Here is a 19,029-nt window from a genome sequence, read left to right on the forward strand (position 1 = left end):
TCAGGACAGAGTAACCTCTTTAATTGCTACGGAAAAGCCAGGAACGCCACCTGTAGCTCGCCCAGCTTTTTATAGCCCGGCACGTTCATGTGGATGGGGTCGTGGTAGTACAAATCCTTGTTGTAGACATTGTAGCCGCCCATTGTAAACTGATCCAGGTAGGGAATGCCATAGAACTCGCACACCTTTTTTTGCATGTTCACATGCTCCGCCATGCCGCCGGCAAAAAACGGATCATAAGCCCCTCTGTCGTTAAACGCTTTGCTGGAGGTGAAAAAGTAGATAGTAGCTTCAGGGTTGAGCTCGTAGATCTTTTTGATGCAATAGTTGATGCCGCCTGCCTGGGTGGTGAGCTTCGTTTTGTCGTAGCCATCAAATTCGGTGTAGTCGGTGTAGGTGCCCACTGCCCGCTTGTTGGTGTAGTCGTTAGTGGAGGCCCACAGGATGTAGATGTCGAACACACCGGCTTCATCCACCTGCTGCTGCAGCGACTTGCCCTGCAGCGATGAAAAGCCAGCACCCGGCACGCCGTAGTTGGTGATTTTCATGCCGAGCTGCCTTTCCCATTGCACTTTGGCGCTGTCGCTGTCAGGGATCACCGACACCGAGCCACCAAACACCGCCACCGACTTGCCGGAATTAGGCGAGGCTTTGATGGCCGCTGCGTCCGGCCCGGTTTGGGCAAAGACACTACCCGGCAGAAGGAACAATAGCACTGCCCAATAATTGATATGCTTTCTCATAATGGAAGTTGTTTTAGGTTGTCGCTTAGCTAGGGCATTAATATGGCTTCAATGTAAGAAAAATGAGGGAGGTGATGGCAGAGAATTGTGTGGTGGGGGGTGCCATCGCCTGTCTCACACACAATAGTTCAAGCGTCTGTGAGTGTCATTTTAGGTGATTGAATTTATCAATAGTAGCTTTTATAGTCGTGTTTAGATGGGCTGCTAATTCGCCGGACTGTTGTTGATAAAATTTGATGTTTTCCGCTACTCGACTTGCCGATTCATCGTCGTTTCCCCGCTCCAGTTCAAACAAAACATTCCATATTCTATGAGCTAATTCGTTCGACCATTTCAAGGTTTCCACTTTGGACTTGTCTGAAATCATATTGTCGTCCCCAATGGCTCTATTCATAATGGTCATACCTGATAACAAGAGCTTAGTGAACAGTATCTTTTCCTCAGTTGACTTGCCGGACAGCCTTTCGATTAATTCCTTAAATATCATTGTTGTTTTGCTTTAGACTTCCAATGGAATTTGAAGTGTGACGATACGAGCCTAAGCCGTAGGTTATCTGTGTGTAATGGTAAGTACACGCCATTTGATGAAGTTGCTTCTTCATGGGCCATTGAAATAGAGTTGCTCGAACGATTTAGTCTTCAGGTTAAATAAAACGCCCCAATAAGCCTGTCCACCGTCACATACTCTGATGACGCAGGATCTCCAATTAGGGTACTCTTCGTCTGCAGACTTTTTAGAAATTCGAAGTGCATTGATATAGATGTATCTCTGTCCTTTGATTGTAACTCCTAAGTACTGCAAGGCATATGAATCGAACTCAGCTATTACCGAACCATCTCGACCATAGTCTGATTTTTCTTTTCTTATCGCTTTCAAATGTTGTTCAAGAACTAACCTATCAGCACGATTGATTTTCCAGAATGCTTGCACGTTATCTGGAGCGGGGCGTGAACATTGCATCATCAAAGCCTTCCCATGCACCGAATCTAGCGATGTCCAATACTTCGGCTCATTATTCTGTATAAACAAGATAAACACCAACCCGAGAATATTGATAAGAGGTGACATTCGATTTGTTGTTTGTACTTGTCAACGACCAATTGGTAGGAAGGTACGAGCATTAGGCTCGCATTAGCAGTGAGCTATAGATTCTTGAACCAGTCAGTTCTTATTTTTACTTCTTCAACCATTTCTACCGTAACTCCTAACCCCAATTCCTTCAGTCTTTCTGCAAATTCATTTCCGTCAATTAAGTCGATTGGAGTTGCCCCATCTCGTGTTGCTTCTTTTTTAGCTTCTCTCGAAAAGCTTCCGGTTGTAAGTATTAACCCCTTATCTGCTCTTCCACTCATTGCACCTCTGAAATCTCTGATAACAGAAGATGAAACCGAACCTTGATAACGTTTAGCTTGGAAAACAACGTGATAGGACAGCACTCCTCCCAGTTTGATAATTCCTTTGCCGTCAATTCCTCCGTCATTCGTCCGACCGGTGACTTCAACATTCACAAAACCTAGCTCCCTTAATAGACGCTGACAAAGCCGCTCAAACTGATCAGGATGAATTCCTCGCATGGTCTCAATTAACGAGTCTTGCCAACTGAATACTTCTAACTCTTCAGTTTTTTCATTTAGTTCTGGCTCATCCTTCGGCTTAATCTCCTTTTTGGATCGTTCCTCTTTATCTTTTTTGACAACTGCTTTTTTGATCTTTTCTTTATCAACATCTGTCGTGTTTTGGCCTGCCTCGGTTAAAGCCCAGACACCTCTGGCTGAGTTTTCAAGTAGTTCGTACCGTTTCAGGTAATTGCGGGCCCAAGCAAGACGATAAGTAAGTTTTGTAGTGCTTTCTCGATGAATTTCATTAACCGCTGCTTCGGACAGATTAAGGATTGAAATCACCTGTTCCTCAATTTCGCTGACTGCACCCGATCCACCCAAATTTTTCAGAGCCCTTAAGGTCGGATTGAAAAGGTCGTCATATTTAAACTTGAAGAATTTGTCCATAGTGAATATTCAAGTGCGAAAAAGGTGCCGTTCGTTTTTTATTGTCATTCAATCTAATATGAATATATTAAAATTTATTCCAACGAGGGTTCTAAGGTAAAAGAGTATTAATTACTTCATGCAAAGATGCTTTTTATTTCCCATTTCAGGTTTTCAAAACCAATGGAACATGATCGCTGATTCTAATCCATTTTTCATGGGGTTCGATGTGAAATTGCCTTGGCGAATGAAAGTGCTTGCTGGCGAAGAAATAATCTATGTGGTAAGGCTCGCCTGGCTTCTTTTGAAGGAAGAAAGTGGGGGTAATTTCTTTCCCTTGCTCTTCGCCTCTTGTTAGGTGGTAGAGACTCACAATGCCTTTTTCCTGAAGAGAGTTAAGCACATCGGTATGGTTCCACCAGCGATCCCATTCATCCCAGATGGCATTACTGTTGAAGTCCCCGGCGATGATGATCTTATCAAACAATTCGAAATTAGTTTGAAGGTATTTCCAGAATTGCCCGATATATCCAAAGTTGGGAGACTTGTTGCTGTGAGCCCAAACACCCAATAACTGGAATTCCTTGTTGACAACGCACGGCAAAAAGTATTTCACTGAATGGTCTCGGTAGGTATTGGGCCAGTCTAGTGCTGTGATCTCAATTTCAGGTTTGGCGAATATGCCCAATCCCTTGTTTTTTGAATCTCCGATCCACAGGTAGTTGCTACTCCACTCCATATAGCCGGAGTGGTTGGATTGATTAGGGTCTTCACACTCCTGGATAATGTAAATATCCGCATTGAGTTTTGAGATATGCTCAAACTTTCTCCTAAATGCACCATTACAATTCCATGTAACAATTTTCATTTTTGATCAATTCAGCCCAATGAATAATGTCCGAGAAACTTCCTCCATTGTTAATCTATCAATTTACATCAATTCATGGAAGTTGGGGTTCGGCGCAATCCATTTCCATCCCAAAAAAACCTTTTCAACCATTCTGAAGTGAGATAACCCACTTCGAAACCGAACTTACCCACTTCAGGACCGAACCAGTTCTGTTCAGAGTAGAATCAATTCATCTCTTTACCGGGCTCACTTCGTTTTTTGAAGGTTGAACGGGGCTATGCAAACCGCAAACGCATGAAAAAGTGCCTTCTACCCCCTCGCAGGGAGGGTACCCCCCTTCCAGATACCCCCACCCCCTGATTTTTGTGACAGCTGTCACCTTTTTGCTGAGCTGGGTCATCTCTTTTGTGGTCGCTGTCATCTTTTTGGCGAGAGCACTCGTCTTTTTCATGCACTGTGCCATCTTTTTGGTGATCGGTGTCGTCTTTTAACCGAACCGGGTCATCTTTTTGGTGGTAGCTGTCACCTTTGAGCTGAGAGCTGTAATGTTTTTGATGACACGGATATGCTTTTTGGTGACCGCTGTATTCTTTTTGCTAACAGCGGTAGGTTATTTGGTAATAGCTGTTACTTCCGAGCCGAGGGCTGCAGGTTATTTGGTGACATTGTGCTGGAAAATGTGTGAAGACACACATGAGAACGGGATGTAAGGAGAAAGCACAAGCGGATGCTTTGCGCCAGGGGAGAGGTAAGCCAATTGATGGCTACCCTAATACAAGTTCGTTTTTTCATCTTCCCTGATCATGTCATCTAATTCTTCATAGGGCATATCAAGTTTTCCGTGGTCAACCAGGGCTTTGCCCAGGGTCGCAATAGAACGTTCTTGTCTTTCATCAACGGTCGTCCACAGGTTAGATCTGATGATACATTTAGCGCAGTGCATAAATGCCTCTTTCACTGTTACAATGATTGCAAATCCCGGTTTTTTACCCTGGCAGGATAAGAGCTCTAAAACCTTTTCGTCAGTCACTATTTTAGCCTCCCCATTTACTCTCAGGGTTTCTTTGATTCCCGGAATCAGGAAGATCAGCCCTATGTTTGGATTTTGAATGATGTTGGTTAATGTGTCAGCTTTATGGTTTCCGGGTCTGTCTGGGATGGCCAGCACTTTGTCACTCAATATTTTCACAAACCCTGCCGGATCTCCTTTTGGAGATACATCTAAATTACCCTTCAAGTCGGATGTTGCTATGGTAATGAATGGTGATTTTTCGATAAAGCTTTTGCAATGCTCATCAATATGGTCAATGGTTTTTCGGGTCACTATTTCGCTGGGATACCCCATCAGATCACGGAGCTGTTTCTCGGTAGTAATCATTTTTTTAAATGTCCATTCCATAGTTTTATTGGTTTTAAATGATACGTAATCATTGCGTCAGCCTAACCAGTTGAGTTTATCGCCACAATATAGTACAATATTGGCAACAGAATTATGCTATTTTGCTCGTATCGGTGAGCAGTATTAATTGCTGAAATAGTTTTTTTTACTCGTGAAAGTTGGTTAGGCATGCAGTGAAGGAAGAATTGTGATGACATAATCCTTGCAAGGTGGCGTCGCTGATGGATGATGCAGCAGTTCTTGGAGCAGAAAGTGAGCTTTTCCGAAAAATAGCCCACCGTGATAGATCAAACGCTCTTAAAATGAGTAACTTAAAAAAAAGACCAAGCCATGCATATCTCATTCTTCCTCGCTCTGATGTTTTTTACTGTACAATCAGATAGTTACCCTCTCAACGTTTATTACAACGGCCAGCTTGTGGATCCGAAGGTAGGAATAAGCCTCGCTGATTTTCCAAGCCCTTCCAAGCAGGCAACCCTGAGTTTCACTTTGGACGCAGAGATCGACAACAAAGAGGACTTGACTTTCATTATGGACCTGGCTGTTGTGAGGTCTGCAACAGCTGTCAGATCCAGATATTATAGAGGGGTTCGCCAAAATGAGGAGCTTGATGCGCAACCCGTGTTGCAGGTGCTTCAGCCTGGCGATAATATTTTGCTGGACTTTTCTAAAAGCCCAGGCCTAAAACAGAAGCTTTATGTGATCAGGGTACGAAAGTGATCCGAGTGCGAACCGGGGACGGGTCAGGCAATCATGTGCTATGCTGCAGCTGCCTTGTCTTCCCTTGGCCACGTCCAGGCGTAAAAGACAATGACGGCGGTAATGATACATTCCGTAATGGCCAGAAAAACATAGAAGCTATACCAGGGGGTGAGTGAATTGACGGCTATCAGGAGCATCATTAGTGTGAAAAAAGTCCCAAAAATGATATTGAGAACCCTGCTAACAGGCGTTTTGAGCAGAAGGGACAGGCCAATCATTAATGCAGGAATAGCCAGCACGACAGAGGCAGTCAATAATTTTGTAGGAGTGTCTAAAATGGTGTCACCGGTCAGAAGGCCGTTCACTTTATTGGGCACGTACAGCTCAAAATAATCGCCATATACGTAGCAAAACATGACTGACGTCCATAATGCCGACAGTTTTTGTTTCACATTAATGATGGGTTCCTGCAGTACTTTTGTAGTCATTTTCATGGCGAAGGCAATGGTTGATAGCTGGATGCATTAAAGTCATTCGAGGTTGCACCGGAGTGCAAGGCTTCTCGTCGGAATCGCTCAGCGATAGCAAGATTAGCCCGGCTACCCACCTTTTTTTTTGCGGGCATCAGAATACTCAGATAAGCCAATAATGGTGGGGATTGCAAAGATACAGACCAGGGTTATCGTGTAAAGACACACTCAGAAACGAGGGTTCGTGGAGGCAGCAACGTTAAGAGCCTTTTTCGATCTCCAGTTCAAACCCGCTTTCCTTAAGCTCTTCTTCAGTCATCTGGATGATGTTTACATCCAGCGGTACCCGGTCCAGTGGCGCATCCAAAGAGTCCGTTTCCATGGTCGCTATTTTGTTCAGCACATCGAGCCCTTTGAACACCTGTCCGAAGATAGTATAGTCCCCATCGAGCCGTGGGATACCGTCGCTGTCGTGCACAATGTAGAACTGGCAGCCAGCCGACAGCTTTTCGGGGTTGCCGTCTCTGCCGGCACCCACAGCGCCATACACGTGGTTGTGGCTAGGTAGAATTTCAGGATCAAGCAGGTAGGGCGAGTCGCTGAAGCCCTCAGGCGTGTCGGGGCAGCCGCCCTGGATGACAAAGTTCTCGATCACCCGGTTGAAGCTCAGGCTGTCCCAGTAGTTTTCATTGGCCAGTTTGATGAAGCTTGCCTTGTGGGTGGGGGTGTCATCGTAGAGCCAGAAGAGCATTTCTCCCTGGGGTGTGATGATTTGGCCGACATCGTAGTGCTTTGTTTCCTTTGGCGAGGAGGTGCAGGCAAAGGCAAGGATGGCTATTAATGGAATGAGTTGTTTGTTCATAGAAAGGTAAATTCTGGCTTGTGCTGTGCAACCTCCGTTGGTTACATTTGACCAGCATAAAGTAGGTTATCGTTGGCGAATAACAAAGGGTGTTTTGGCGAATGGATCGGGAGGCCCGGTGTGAAGACACAACCGGGAACTGTAGGCAGTTCACCTCCCATCAATGGTCTTCGACAGGCTCAGATTGACATTGATGAGAGGTGAACTGTTTCAAAACATTTTGTTGCTACTTTTAGTCTGGAATAGTACGATTCACTAAAACATGAGATACATCATCCTTGCCTTTCTATTTGCTGCCTCTGTGGCACAAGCCCAAATCGATCCCGCCAACATCACCATTGCCCGGGATGTTTACGGGGTGCCGCACATTTTTGCACCAACAGACCCGGAAGTGGCCTACGGCCTGGCCTGGGCACATGCCGAGGATGATTTTGAAACCATTCAGCAGGTGGCACTCATTAGCAAGGGGATGCTGGGCTCGTACGTTGGTAAGGAAGGAGCAAAGGCTGACTATGCCTTCAAACTTCTCAGGTGCAGGCAGCTGGTGGAGGATCAGTGGAGTACTATTAGCCCTGAGCTCAAAGCCCTGGTTAATGGCTATATTCAAGGGTTGAAGGCCTACGCCGATGCCCACCCCGACGAGGTGCTGAACAAGCATGTTTTCCCAGCCGACGAGAAGGATTATCTGTCGGCGGTGGTTTTTTCTGTGGCGGTGTTTAGTGGGGCCGATCGTGCCCTGTCCAACTTATTTGCTGGCAAAATGCCAACACTCCCTGGGCTCGATTCCCGTGGATCTAATGCCTTTGCCATACACTCCAGCAAGACCACAACTGGTGAGGCTCTTCTGGCCATCAACGCTCACCAGCCGCAGGAGGGGCCGGTAGCTTTTTATGAGGCGCACGTGCAAAGTGAGGAAGGCTGGAACATGCTTGGCGGTGTTTTTCCGGGAGGCTGCGTCATTTTTCATGGCACCAACGAAAACCTGGGCTGGGCGCATACTGTCAATATGTTCGACAAGGTGGATGTGTTTCAGCTGCAAATGAACCCGTCCAACAGCAACGAATACCGGTTTGACGACCAATGGCTGAAACTTGAAAAGCAGAAGGTGAAACTAAAAGTGAAGGGCATTCCTATCCGCATTGGCAAAAAGGCCTACTGGAGTGTGTATGGTCCAACTGTAAAAGCCGACAACGGCACTTTCTCGGTTCGTATGCCTGCCCTCATGGATGCCAAAGCCCTGGAGGAGTGGTACAGAATGAACAAGGCCCGCAACTTTTCGGAGTTCTACAAAGCGCTGAGCATGACCAGTCTTCCCATGTTTAATATCGTGTATGCCGACAGGTACGACACCATCTTTTATGTGAGTAACGGCAAGGTGCCCCGTCGCAACCCCGACCCAAAGTACCAGTGGGACAAGACGCTGCCAGGCAACACTTCAGCCACTCTCTGGACAGAATTCAAAAGCATAGAGGAGCTGCCTCAGTATGTAAACCCAAAGGCAGGCTACCTCTTCAATACCAACCATGCGCCTTTCCTTGCCACGGCCCCGGCTGACAATCTTGACACAGCCAACTTCGACCCGAACGATGGCTTCTTCCGCCGCCACAATAATCGGAGCAAGCGGGTGACGGAAATAATGCCTGTCGGTAAACTGGATTACGACACCTTCAGGCAGATCAAATTTGATCAGCAGCTACCCAAGGAGCTCCAGTACGAAATCAATCTTGATGCCTTTTGGACATTGGATGCACGGAAGTACCCCGATTTGGAGAATGTGATCAACAGTTTGCAGCTGTGGGACAGGAAAGCCACGGTGGATAGCCGGGGAGCGGCTGTTTTTCTGCTGATGTATTATAAACTCTATAGCAAGTACCGCAACGCCACTGGGTTCTTGCCAGAGGAGGAAGCTGTGGCCACCTACCAGTACGTGTATGATTATATGATGGAGCATTTCGGCAACGACCTGGTAGTATTGGGTGATATCCAGAAGCTGGTGCGGGGTGGCGTGGCTTATCCCATCTGGGGATTGCCCGATGCGCTGACGGCCATTCATTCACGGCAGCAGGACGACGGCACCCGCAAGTCGGTGTCGGGCGATGCGTATATTGCCTTTGTACGTTACCCCAAGGAGGGCTTGCCCATTATTGAAACAGTGAATACCTATGGTGCCAGCATGCACCCCGATTCACCCCACTTCAAAGACCAGCTGGAGCGGTTCCAAAGGCAGCAGCCCAAGCACATGACCCTCGACAAAGAGGAGGTGTTGCGCACGGCGGAAAGAGTGTATCATCCGGTGAAGTAGGGGGCAGTATCAGGCTGACTTCCATGGCATATTTTAGCAAGAAAAAATCATAAAAAAAGCGTGCCTGAAAAGGCACGCTTCCAACTTCTGCTCCTGTTAGTCATCCATTTGCACTGTCAACTAGTTTCTGGATCATTTGATCCAGGTACTCATTTAATGCTTGAAGTGATTTGGTTTTATAGGCCTCTCTGTCTGCTTTTACCTGGTGGCTTACCTCTATCTTCTTGTCCTGAGTAATCACAATGTTTGCATAAGATGGCTTGTAACTATTACTTGACACATATTCTTTAAACTTCTTTTGCTCAACTACTCCTTCAATGGAAATATCACTTTTAGGACTGAATTGTATGATGGACAGCGCACCAGCACCCACTGCACCGCCTTTCCAAACCACTCTTTCAAGTGAAGGAGAAGTTTCGATTTTTGAGCCGAAAAAACCTTCAGATGAAGTGCCTATTGCTGTTGCGGCTAATACAAAATTGACGTTCCCTTTCATTTTGGCCGCTCCTGCAAAGCTACTGCCATCAATGGTCACAAACTGAAAACTTACGTTGGCTTCCAGTACCGGAATATCGCCAAGCTCCTTTGATAGTTTGGGTGTAACATCAAAAAAGGCATCCTTGGCTTTTCCTTTGTTGGTCACTCTTTTTACATAGTAATCATATCCTGTTGGGGCTGTTGAGATATAACCGATAATTTGCGCTTGACTCGGGGTGCCACCAGTCAATTTGGTATAATCCTGGAACATTTCTGCTTTACCAGCTTCTTCACTGCCAACTATCTCATAACCTGCGTCGGTCAGTTTGGTCACCATTCTTTTGTAGGCTGCATCAGTAATTTCCTGAAAGTCTTCAGTCTCCAGGCCGACCAGCCCCACAGACATCATCGACGTAGCTCTGTCCAGGTCTGAGTTAGTGGTGGTTTCTGAGTTAGACGATAGTACCTGATAGTTGACAAAAAAGTCTTTGACATAAATCTTTTTAGGAGCCTTTTTGATCTTGTTTTCACCATAGCCCCAGTCTTTGACATTTTTTTCATTGACAATTTGGCTATTGCCTAAAAAAGGCATGCAAAGCAGTGCGAGAACTAATAACTTTTTCATAAGTCTAAATTTTGTATGGTGGCAAATTTAGGTCTATGAATGAGGCAATAGTATACCCCGGAGAGGGTATATAGTACTACCGTTAAAACACACACTTAGTGGACTTGAGGGCTTTCGGATACCAGTGGAAGCTCACTTTTCCTCTTTTAACTCTTTCAAAAAGTCAATAGACTCCTGAAGCCCCTTGTTGGGTAACATCCGCAGAAAGAAAACGACAATACCTGCCACCACAGCACTGCCAGCTACATATGAATAGATCCATTGGCTGCCAAACTCGTACAAGCTAACCTCCGCTGCCGCTTTGGCTACTACGATCAGAAAAGGTGCTGAAAACAATGGTATGATAACCAGCAGGCTGTAAGCGTCATATGCTTCAAGCTTTTTCAATGTTGACAGCTTTCGCTGAGCCTCTGCCACCGAGGCCTTAGCGTTGATGGTGAAAAGCATAACCAACTGCCCAATGTCAAAAATCAGGCTGTACAGCGTGATGACTATTAGCATAGTGGCTGGGATGAGAAACAAGGGTTCGGCGTGGTGCCGGAAGGCAAAGCCCGACAGAAAATCCAGGAACCAGATGCCCACCACAATTTGGACAATACTTGTCCATTTGATCTCTGAAAGACTGGATTTCACCTTACTGAAGCTGATTGTCTTTACCAGCTCTTTGTTGATTTTTACCGTTTGATCCAGCGTAGGGTTGGCGTTGTTCCATATGTTTGTTAGTTGTTCAAATTCCATGGCCTTTTTATTTAGTTGTTTCAAAATGTGATTTTAACTCTTCTTTGATTCTCAGCTTTCGGGTGGAGATGTTGGATGCCGAGAGCCCCATGACTTCTGCTATTTCTTTGTTGCTACATCCTTCCAGTTGCAATACCACAATGGCCTTGTCGACAGGCTTGAGCAGGTCGATGGCACGGTAAAGATGCTCCAGGTTTTCATCTGTCGTTTCGGCCTCCACCTGCATAATTTCCCCTTCGCTGTATTTGTCCGTCTGCACTGCACTCCGTGTTGTCACTTTTCTCAGGTGGGAGATGGAAGTGTTGAGGGCGATTCGGTACGTCCAGGTCGAAACGGCGTAGGTATCGTCGTAATTGGGAAATGCCTTCCACAACTGTAGGGTGATGTCCTGCATCAGGTCCTTGCGCTCCTCTTCGTCTTTACAGTAAACCCTCGCTACTTTGGCGATTAGCTTTTTGCAGCTTTCGAGGTAGTCGATGAAGAGGGCTTCCTGTTGTTCTGTTCGTTTCACCTTCCTGAGTTTAAGCGATTTTTAGTGCCTTTACTTCATTATTCGCATGAGGTGCTGAAATGTCACAACAGAGGAAAGTTATTTTTGAAAATAAAAAAGAGAATGCGAGGAAGGGGCCTATTCTATACGCTTCCGCAGCAGGGTATAGTTTTTGGTGGAGTCTCCCGGTGTTACAACAGGCATGGTGTAATCTCCTTCCGGCATCAGCATAGGCATTCGGTCGTTGTGAGATTTCGTAACCAACCCTCCAAAATCACCTTCCAGGGTGATTTCAATATGATCTTCAGGCGCAAAATTTTTCAGAGCCGGTGGCACTTTATTTCCAGGAACATACAGAGGAGATAAATAGGTCGATATGGTGTCGATCTGCTTACCATGAAGTGACTTTTTGGTCGGTGGGATGACGCCAACGCCGTTTTGGGAAAAAGCGAAGGCGGCTATGGAACACATCAGCAAGGTCAGTAGGGCACTTTTCATCATTGTTCTGGTATTTAGATGATCAACAATATACATAAATGCCACCATTTTTTTGGCATCCCCATGGCAGTGGTTAATCAACCCACAACAGCGGTTGCCTGACAAAGAAGTTTCGAATCACTTCATCTTCTTCCGAGTCTGCCGGAAGGGCTTTCCAGATCTCAAGGTACTTGACGTCTCGATAGGCCATGTATGCGAAAAGGAGAGCTGGCTGCCGCATGGGCCATTCGTCAAAGTACATCACGTCGGGAGCGTAGGGCCACTGCGATTTGTTGGCAATGTAAGGCATCATAAAATCAACAGCCTTTCTGACCTGCAGCGAGTCACTAGCCTGAAATTGCCATACTTCCGGGTTACGCCTGCTAAGGATATGCAACAGCGTATATGTTGCATCGAGGTTGAAAAGGGAATAGCCATAGGGCTTGGTGCGAGCCAACTCCTTTGGGAAGGAACCGTCGGAAGCCATTTGCTGTAGCAGAAGGGTGTTTTCAAAGAACTCTTCGGTGGTGATCAAAAGCGAATCATTTCCAGTGAAGGTGGCATATTGAGCCACCTGCATCGCCCAGCAGGTGCTGTGGTTGTTGCCATTGTCCCGCTCTTCGATGCCGTAAGGATGGGTGGTGATCCAACCGTTGAATTGAGCGAACCAGGTTTTGGTTTTTTCCAGCGCATCATCTTTCAGTAAACCATTTTCTTCCAGTACCATCAGCGCCTGCGCTACTTCTACCAAATGAATAGCGTCGATGATGCCAATGCCCCTGCCAGTCACCCGGCCGAAAATAGCCTGGCTGTACAGCATGTCGGGGTTCATGCGGGTAGCCTCATTCACAAACCAGGCATTGCTGTGCTCAATGGCTTTCAGGGCGTATTTGTCTTCGTGATTGATTGTCCAGGCAGCGACCAATGTGGGTACGATGATGCTCAGCCGCCGCATGCGGTTGCGGTGTTCGACAAAGTTATCGGGATTGGTGAGGCCGTCTTTTCGGATGTATGGGCCCGCATGGTTTTCAGGGTCTGGCCACCAATAGTCGCCTTCCGAATAGAAATCGTGCGGACCACCAGCTGAGCGGGGACTTGTGACTTCGGTGATGGTTTGAATGTCGGCTGTCAGGTAGTCGTCGGCTGCTGAGAGCACCCTCTCTTTTTCCAAAGCCAGCAAGTCATCCCTGAAATTTTCTTGAGCGGTGCTGTAGCCAAAAACGGCCAACAGCAGGTATACACAGAATTGGACAAAACGATATTGCATGTAAAACAGGGGGTAACTACATCGCTAATATAAGCAATGAGCGATATCCAGCATCGAAGAGACTGAGGTACTTTGTTAGTCGTACCTCAGTGTCTTGCTCGGGTCCAGTTTCATCACCCGCAGCAGCTCTCGGGCCACAGTTCCTGTGGAGATCACCAATAGCAGCACCAGTGTGGCCACGAACGGCGTGCCGGTCAGCGAGATGTGATAGCCGAAATTCTGCAACCACTCATTGGCCACATAGTACCCTACTGGCCAGGCAATGACGCTTGCGAGGAGGATAGCTACCAAAAACTGTCTGGAAAACAGATGGGAGATGTGCAGATAGCTGGCGCCCAGCACTTTCCTGATACCGACCTCTTTGGTCTTTTGTTGAGCTACGAACCTGATATAGCCAAACAAGCCCAGACAGGTGGTGACCAACGCCAGCAGGGCCATGGCTCCAAGTCCGCCTGCGAGCCGTTTTTCTGTTTCATAGAGCCTTTCAAACTCGTCATCCAGAAAGGTGTATTCGAACGGAAACTCGGGAAACATGTCGGACCAGGTGGCCTCTAAATGTGCCAGGCCCTCGGGAATATGGTTACCGTTGAGCTTAACGTTGATGTAAAAGTACCAGTAAGGCTTTACCAGAAAAATCATGGGTTTGATGGTGGAGTGAAGCGACTCAAAATGTACGTCGGGTATCACACCAATCACTTTGCCTTTTCTTTTTTCGACTGGTTCGCCCGGGTCGCCTGTGTTGAATTCGGTATCCAGTGTAGCTCCAACCGGGCGGTGGATTCCCAGCAGTTTCACGGCGCTTTCGTTGAGAATAAATGACCTGGTATCTCCGCCAGCTACTTTGTCGAAACCATGACCTTCCAGAAAATCAATTTTGTAAGTTGTGAAGAAGTCTTCGTCTACTGAGTTCGCCGCTATTTTGACCTCTTCCTGCCCGTTGTAAGTCACGCCAATTGTATTGCCAATGCCGTCGGTGGGTTTATAAAAGGAGAGTGACACATTTTCAATCACTGGATTGGCCATGACACTGTTTTTGAACACATCGGGATTGTCACGGATTTGGCGGCCATGAGGGATATACACTACCTGGTCTTTGGAATAGCCAATGGACTGGTTTTGCACGTAGTCGATCTGCTCAAAAATGACAATGCAGAAAATGATCAGGGCTGACGCAAACACGTACTGGAGGGTGAGCAAAGCCTTTCTCAGGAACACGCCTGCTTTTCTTCTTTTCAATTGAATCGACTCCGCAATATTGGATCTCGAAAAGAGAATCGCAGGATAAAGCCCGGTCACCAGGGTCGTAACGATGATTAGACCCGGCAGTGCAAGGAGTAACCAGAGGTGCTGGCTGAGGTCCAGCGTTACATTGGACACCATCAGGTAGTTGAATCCATCAATACTGGCTGGTAGCATCAAAAGAGCGAGTCCAAAACTGACTGTAACGAGCAGGAATGTTTCAAATACAAATTGAGAAATTACCTGCACCCTCGATGCGCCAATGGCCCTGCGGATGCCCACTTCTTTGGCTCGTTCATGCAGCTGAGCTACCGTGAGAGTAACGAAGTTGATGGAGGTAATGATCAGGATCAAAAGACCTACCGCTACAGCCAGCTGAGGGTAGATAGGATCAATCACATTGGCATAGTTAGTAATGACCGAGGGGTCGGTGTGAATGGACTGCACAGGCTGCAGAAATCCAAGATAGGCTTCGCTTGGCTTTTCAGTGTCCTTCACATATTTGGCTACAAAAGCCGGGAAACCTTCTTCCAATTGATCCTTGCTCGTTGCAGGAGCAAGCTTTGCATAGGTGTAGCAGTAGTTCATGTTCCAGCTATCGGTTATGCTGGGTGGGAAAAGCGCTTCCGTTGTACTGAACGACACCAGAAAGTCGAAATTGATGTGCATATTATCTGGCCAGCGATCAATAACACCTGTGACTTTCAATGTTGAAAAGTCTCCGTTCCATTTAAATTCAAGCAAGTCGCCAGGAACTACTGGCTGATTGAAGTATTTTTCAGCCGCAGCGCTGGTCAGCACAACGCTGTAAGGCTCCTGAAGGGCTGTGGCAGGATTTCCCTGGAAATCTTCAAATGGGAAGATCTGTAGAAAATTGCCGTCAGCCCAGATCATTTTCTCCTCATAAAAAGACTTGTCATCTTTTCTAAAAAGCGTTTTTGACCGATCCTTGAAAAAATGAGTGAATAGGTGCTCTGGGTACTCGTTTTGCAGTGTTTCAGCCAATGGAAACGTGGTGGTAGCCACTTTGCCAGCTTCGGTGGTGCGAACGATGCGGTAAATTTGATCAGCCTGAGGATGGAAGGAGTCGAATGACTGCTCATAGTTGTAATAGAAAAGGGAAAGCAATAGAGCTGCCACGCCCAGCGAAAGCCCGACGACTCTGATGGCGCTGTAAAGCATGTTTCTTTTGAACAGGCGGAGGGAAGAGGCAAGAAAATTGCTGAGCATAGTAAAGTGGCTTAAAATAGACACTGTTTCTTTATTGAGCTCGGGCAGGCCTCTTTGCTCAAACCTGTCCATCACCTGATCGTAGGCATCTCTGAACGACTCGCCCATTGCCATCCGCTCCTCTATTTCGCTGCAAACATGATCCACCAGGTCTTCGTGCAAAGGGCCATAAGTGATGCCTTTTCGCAGGAGGTCTTTTTCGATAAGCGCTATTTGGGAGTCCTTCAATTTCATGCCGATCCAGGGTTGGGTTGCATCAGGAGCTTCATAGTCATCATAAACCGGTTGAGCTCTTCCATGCGCAAGGCAGCTTCAGAGGAGCCAGTTGTGGTAATGGAATAGTAGCGTCGCACTCTGCGACCAATATTCACCTTCTCCATTTTCAGAAACCCTTCCTCTGTCATCTTATGCAGAATAGGATAAAGAGAGCCTTCAGGCAGTTGTATTTCCCCTTTCGATTCCTCCTTTACCCGCTGGCTGATTTCGTAGCCGTACATTCTTTTGTTCTCGTTCAGCAGTTTGAGAATCACGGTTTGGTAGGTGCCTTTGAGGAGCTGAGATGAATACATAACCAATAAATTGTCATGCAATATATCGTTATGCAATGTATTAACAAAATGATCAATCAAATTTGAGTGGTCGGTAGGAGAAATTTGCCAGAATGTGTGGCGTTCGGTAACAGGGTATTAACTTGAATAACTATTCACAAGAGAGAACATGAGAGCAATTGTCATCACAAGTCCTGGTGGCCCGGAGGTTTTGCAGTCGGCAGAGAGACCAATTCCTGAAATCAAGTCGGAGGAGGTGCTGATCAAAGTAGCTGCGGCCGGAATCAACCGTCCGGATATTATTCAAAGAGAAGGTCGTTACCCGGCACCTCCGGGTGTGTCTGCTGATATACCAGGCCTGGAAGTAGCCGGTGTGGTGGAGCAAGTGGGTGCCGACGAAAAGAAGTGGAAGCCCGGCGATAGGGTATGTGCCCTACTGGCTGGAGGAGGTTATGCCGAATATGTGACGGTGCCAGGTGTGCAGTGTTTACCGGTACCTGAAGGGCTGTCTTTTGAAGAAGCGGCGTCACTACCCGAAACCTTTTTCACCGTCTGGACGAATGTGTTTGACCGGGGGAGGTTTGTGTCTGGTGAAAGCTTTCTTGTGCATGGAGGTACATCGGGTATTGGAGTGGCCGCTATTCAAATGGTGAAAGCCCTGGGAGGAAGGGTGTACGCTACCGCCGGTACAGACGAAAAATGTGCTTTCGCAGAAAAGTTGGGCGCTGTAAAATGCGTGAATTATAAGAAAGAGGATTTTGCTGAAGTGATCAAGGCCCTTGAGCCTAAAGGTGTCGATGTCATCCTTGACATGATTGGTGGGGACTACACACCAAAAAACGTTGGGTTGCTTGCCACAGAGGGCAGGTTACTGATCATCAATGCGATGGGTGGTGCCAACAGCCCGATTGATTTGATACGTGTGATGGTTAAAAGATTGACAATCACAGGTTCCACGCTGCGGGTGCGTGAAACTATTTTCAAAGGAGCTATCGCCGCCAACCTTGAAAAGCATATATGGCCGCTGCTGGATGCTGGCAGGATTATGCCTGTGGTTTACCAGACTTTCCCGTTAGCATCAGCGGCTGAAGCTCATAAGCTAGTTGAAAGCAGCGAGCATATTGGGAAGGTTGTTCTTACTATTTCAGCTTAAGTTTTCGGTTTAAGTCCAAACGCTTGAGGCGGCAGAGGAACAATGTCAGTCTCTCCTTCAATCAAAGGGAACTTCTGTTCCTGCCAATCTTTCTTTGCTTTTTCAATTAACTCTGAATCTGAGGAAACGAAGTTCCAATAGATATGCCTGGTTTCTGGAAATGGCTCTCCTCCAAACACATACACCGTTGTGTTTTCATGCATCTCAAAATGGCAGAGGCTGCTGTCTTTGGCTACAAGAATACGTTTGGGCTCGTGCACGTTGCCTTCGTTTTCTATTTGCCCCTCAAGAATATACAGACCTACCTCACCGAAAAGGTCTTTGCTAATGTCGATGGTCTTTTTCTCTTTAGATTTTATTTCCAGCAAAAAGAGCGGACTGTAAACTGGCACCGGTGACTTTCTGCCAAACGCCTCACCAGCGATCAGCTTGAAGCTGGCTCCGTCTTTTTCCCAGGTAGGAATGTCGGCTTTGGCAACGTGGAAGAATTCAGGCTCCATTTGTTCCAGGTGTTTAGGCAGGGCCACCCAAATCTGTAAACCGTGCAGCGTTTTGCCAGCATGCCTCAAATACTCCGGAGTTCTTTCGGAATGCACAATACCTTTTCCGGCTGTCATCCAGTTCACCTCGCCCGGATTGATTTCCATATGGGAACCCAGTGTGTCCCGGTGTATTACATGCCCTTCGAACAGGTAGGTGAGGGTAGAAAGTCCAATATGAGGATGCGGACCGATATCCAGGTTGTCGTCCTGGCCCATGACAGCAGGGCCCATGTGGTCGATGAAGATGAACGGGCCTACCATGCGGCGGCCCCGGAAGGGGAGGAGTCGGCCGACTAAGAAATGGCCGATGTCGGCGGGGCGTTCTTCAATGATGAGGTCGATGTTGGACATGCAATAGCGGGTTGATTTTGTGTTAAATATAGTGCCTAACTAATCCGGTTCATAGAACTTTTTACCAACAGCCAGCCGATCCATCATTTTCACAATCCTGCTGGCTTTGGTGTCTTCCGTTTTTGCATCATATACCCATTGGAGGTAGTATTTTTGTTCACTTTCTGAGAACTTCTGAAAGTTTTCGTAGGCTTTTGGTGGCTCCATTGAGAAGCAATCGATGATCTCCTGTGGTACTTCCAGCGGGAGAGTGTCTTTGTAAAGGATGATTTTTACGGCGTCGCCCTCTTGCTTGCCAATCTTCTTCCTGATTTCAGCTTTCACAGGCAGAAAAAGTTGGCCATTGCCCATTGGTGCAAGCTTATAGCCTTTCAACTCGTAGTCGTCGATGCTTCCACATACCCGTACCCATCCAAACGGGAAGCTTTTATCCTGTAGCACTTCGGGAATCTGAGCGTAAGTCCAGCCGCCTTTGCCGGGGAATTTTTGCAGGAGGTAGTCGCCGTCAACGAGTGGGATATCGGTCATAGCTGTAGATTTCTATGCAATTTAATTGCTTGATTCGAGTAAATGAAAAA

The 19,029-nt window shown here is 46.9% G+C and carries 21 protein-coding genes; 3 read left to right on the forward strand and 18 right to left on the reverse strand.

Annotated features, from left to right (window positions below):
- Positions 1 to 26: 26 nt before the first annotated feature.
- From RIG68_RS12880 to RIG68_RS12910, 7 genes are all read right to left on the reverse strand, one after another.
- Complete coding sequence (locus tag RIG68_RS12880) at positions 27 to 743, reverse strand: SGNH/GDSL hydrolase family protein (RefSeq protein ID WP_350122700.1); 717 nt, start codon at positions 741 to 743, stop codon at positions 27 to 29.
- 145 nt (positions 744 to 888) lie between these two features.
- On the reverse strand, positions 889 to 1,230 hold the full coding sequence (locus RIG68_RS12885) for a hypothetical protein (protein WP_350122702.1): 342 nt from the start codon (positions 1,228 to 1,230) through the stop codon (positions 889 to 891).
- 111 nt (positions 1,231 to 1,341) lie between these two features.
- The gene (locus RIG68_RS12890; protein WP_350122704.1) at positions 1,342 to 1,812 is read right to left on the reverse strand and encodes a hypothetical protein; all 471 of its coding nucleotides are present in this window, start codon (positions 1,810 to 1,812) and stop codon (positions 1,342 to 1,344) included.
- Between the two features lie 74 nt (positions 1,813 to 1,886).
- The gene (locus RIG68_RS12895) at positions 1,887 to 2,750 is read right to left on the reverse strand and encodes a restriction endonuclease (protein WP_350122706.1); all 864 of its coding nucleotides are present in this window, start codon (positions 2,748 to 2,750) and stop codon (positions 1,887 to 1,889) included.
- 145 nt (positions 2,751 to 2,895) lie between these two features.
- Positions 2,896 to 3,597 (reverse strand): endonuclease/exonuclease/phosphatase family protein, encoded by a 702-nt coding sequence (locus RIG68_RS12900; protein WP_350122708.1) that lies wholly within the window; start codon positions 3,595 to 3,597, stop codon positions 2,896 to 2,898.
- 211 nt (positions 3,598 to 3,808) lie between these two features.
- Positions 3,809 to 4,030 (reverse strand): hypothetical protein, encoded by a 222-nt coding sequence (locus RIG68_RS12905; protein ID WP_350122710.1) that lies wholly within the window; start codon positions 4,028 to 4,030, stop codon positions 3,809 to 3,811.
- 318 nt (positions 4,031 to 4,348) lie between these two features.
- The gene (locus RIG68_RS12910; protein ID WP_350122713.1) at positions 4,349 to 4,978 is read right to left on the reverse strand and encodes an MSMEG_1061 family FMN-dependent PPOX-type flavoprotein; all 630 of its coding nucleotides are present in this window, start codon (positions 4,976 to 4,978) and stop codon (positions 4,349 to 4,351) included.
- Between the two features lie 330 nt (positions 4,979 to 5,308).
- Here RIG68_RS12910 and RIG68_RS12915 point away from each other — a divergent pair, with 330 nt between their 5' ends.
- Entirely contained in the window at positions 5,309 to 5,698 is a 390-nt protein-coding gene (locus RIG68_RS12915) for a hypothetical protein (protein ID WP_350122715.1), read from the forward strand.
- Between the two features lie 38 nt (positions 5,699 to 5,736).
- Here the strand turns inward: RIG68_RS12915 and RIG68_RS12920 are convergent, their stop codons facing one another.
- Positions 5,737 to 6,174, reverse strand: coding sequence for a DUF6326 family protein (locus RIG68_RS12920; protein ID WP_350122718.1), 438 nt, complete (start codon positions 6,172 to 6,174; stop codon positions 5,737 to 5,739).
- Positions 6,175 to 6,409: 235 nt separating this feature from the next.
- The gene (locus RIG68_RS12925) at positions 6,410 to 7,012 is read right to left on the reverse strand and encodes a peptidylprolyl isomerase (protein WP_350122721.1); all 603 of its coding nucleotides are present in this window, start codon (positions 7,010 to 7,012) and stop codon (positions 6,410 to 6,412) included.
- Between the two features lie 262 nt (positions 7,013 to 7,274).
- Between RIG68_RS12925 and RIG68_RS12930 the strand changes: the two genes are divergently transcribed.
- Positions 7,275 to 9,314 carry a penicillin acylase family protein gene (locus RIG68_RS12930; protein WP_350122724.1) on the forward strand — a complete coding sequence of 680 codons (2,040 nt, stop codon included), beginning with the start codon at positions 7,275 to 7,277 and terminating at the stop codon, positions 9,312 to 9,314.
- Between the two features lie 100 nt (positions 9,315 to 9,414).
- Here RIG68_RS12930 and RIG68_RS12935 read toward each other — a convergent pair whose 3' ends face one another.
- The 7 genes from RIG68_RS12935 to RIG68_RS12965 form a co-directional block, all read right to left on the reverse strand.
- Positions 9,415 to 10,416 (reverse strand): hypothetical protein, encoded by a 1,002-nt coding sequence (locus tag RIG68_RS12935; protein ID WP_350122727.1) that lies wholly within the window; start codon positions 10,414 to 10,416, stop codon positions 9,415 to 9,417.
- Positions 10,417 to 10,548: 132 nt separating this feature from the next.
- A complete protein-coding gene (locus RIG68_RS12940; RefSeq protein ID WP_350122729.1) occupies positions 10,549 to 11,154 on the reverse strand; it encodes a hypothetical protein in 606 nt (201 codons plus the stop codon).
- A 7-nt stretch (positions 11,155 to 11,161) separates the two neighbouring features.
- Entirely contained in the window at positions 11,162 to 11,665 is a 504-nt protein-coding gene (locus tag RIG68_RS12945; RefSeq protein WP_350122732.1) for an RNA polymerase sigma factor, read from the reverse strand.
- Between the two features lie 117 nt (positions 11,666 to 11,782).
- Positions 11,783 to 12,145 (reverse strand): hypothetical protein, encoded by a 363-nt coding sequence (locus RIG68_RS12950; RefSeq protein WP_350122735.1) that lies wholly within the window; start codon positions 12,143 to 12,145, stop codon positions 11,783 to 11,785.
- Positions 12,146 to 12,215: 70 nt separating this feature from the next.
- Entirely contained in the window at positions 12,216 to 13,388 is a 1,173-nt protein-coding gene (locus RIG68_RS12955; RefSeq protein ID WP_350122738.1) for an alginate lyase family protein, read from the reverse strand.
- A 75-nt stretch (positions 13,389 to 13,463) separates the two neighbouring features.
- Complete coding sequence (locus tag RIG68_RS12960) at positions 13,464 to 16,091, reverse strand: ABC transporter permease (protein ID WP_350122741.1); 2,628 nt, start codon at positions 16,089 to 16,091, stop codon at positions 13,464 to 13,466.
- Complete coding sequence (locus RIG68_RS12965; protein WP_350120919.1) at positions 16,088 to 16,426, reverse strand: PadR family transcriptional regulator; 339 nt, start codon at positions 16,424 to 16,426, stop codon at positions 16,088 to 16,090. The genes RIG68_RS12960 and RIG68_RS12965 overlap by 4 nt, the downstream gene beginning before the upstream one ends.
- 148 nt (positions 16,427 to 16,574) lie before the next feature.
- Here RIG68_RS12965 and RIG68_RS12970 point away from each other — a divergent pair, with 148 nt between their 5' ends.
- Positions 16,575 to 17,558 (forward strand): NAD(P)H-quinone oxidoreductase, encoded by a 984-nt coding sequence (locus tag RIG68_RS12970; protein WP_350122744.1) that lies wholly within the window; start codon positions 16,575 to 16,577, stop codon positions 17,556 to 17,558.
- Here RIG68_RS12970 and RIG68_RS12975 read toward each other — a convergent pair.
- Positions 17,555 to 18,451, reverse strand: a complete 897-nt coding sequence (locus RIG68_RS12975; protein WP_350122747.1) for a pirin family protein — start codon at positions 18,449 to 18,451, stop codon at positions 17,555 to 17,557. The two genes, RIG68_RS12970 and RIG68_RS12975, sit on opposite strands and share 4 nt — an antisense overlap.
- A gap of 39 nt (positions 18,452 to 18,490) precedes the next feature.
- Positions 18,491 to 18,979, reverse strand: coding sequence for a DUF1905 domain-containing protein (locus RIG68_RS12980; RefSeq protein WP_350122750.1), 489 nt, complete (start codon positions 18,977 to 18,979; stop codon positions 18,491 to 18,493).
- Positions 18,980 to 19,029: the final 50 nt, after the last annotated feature.

It is taken from the genome of Imperialibacter sp., assembly GCF_040222385.1.
In the GTDB taxonomy this organism is placed as follows: Bacteria; Bacteroidota; Bacteroidia; order Cytophagales; family Cyclobacteriaceae; genus Imperialibacter.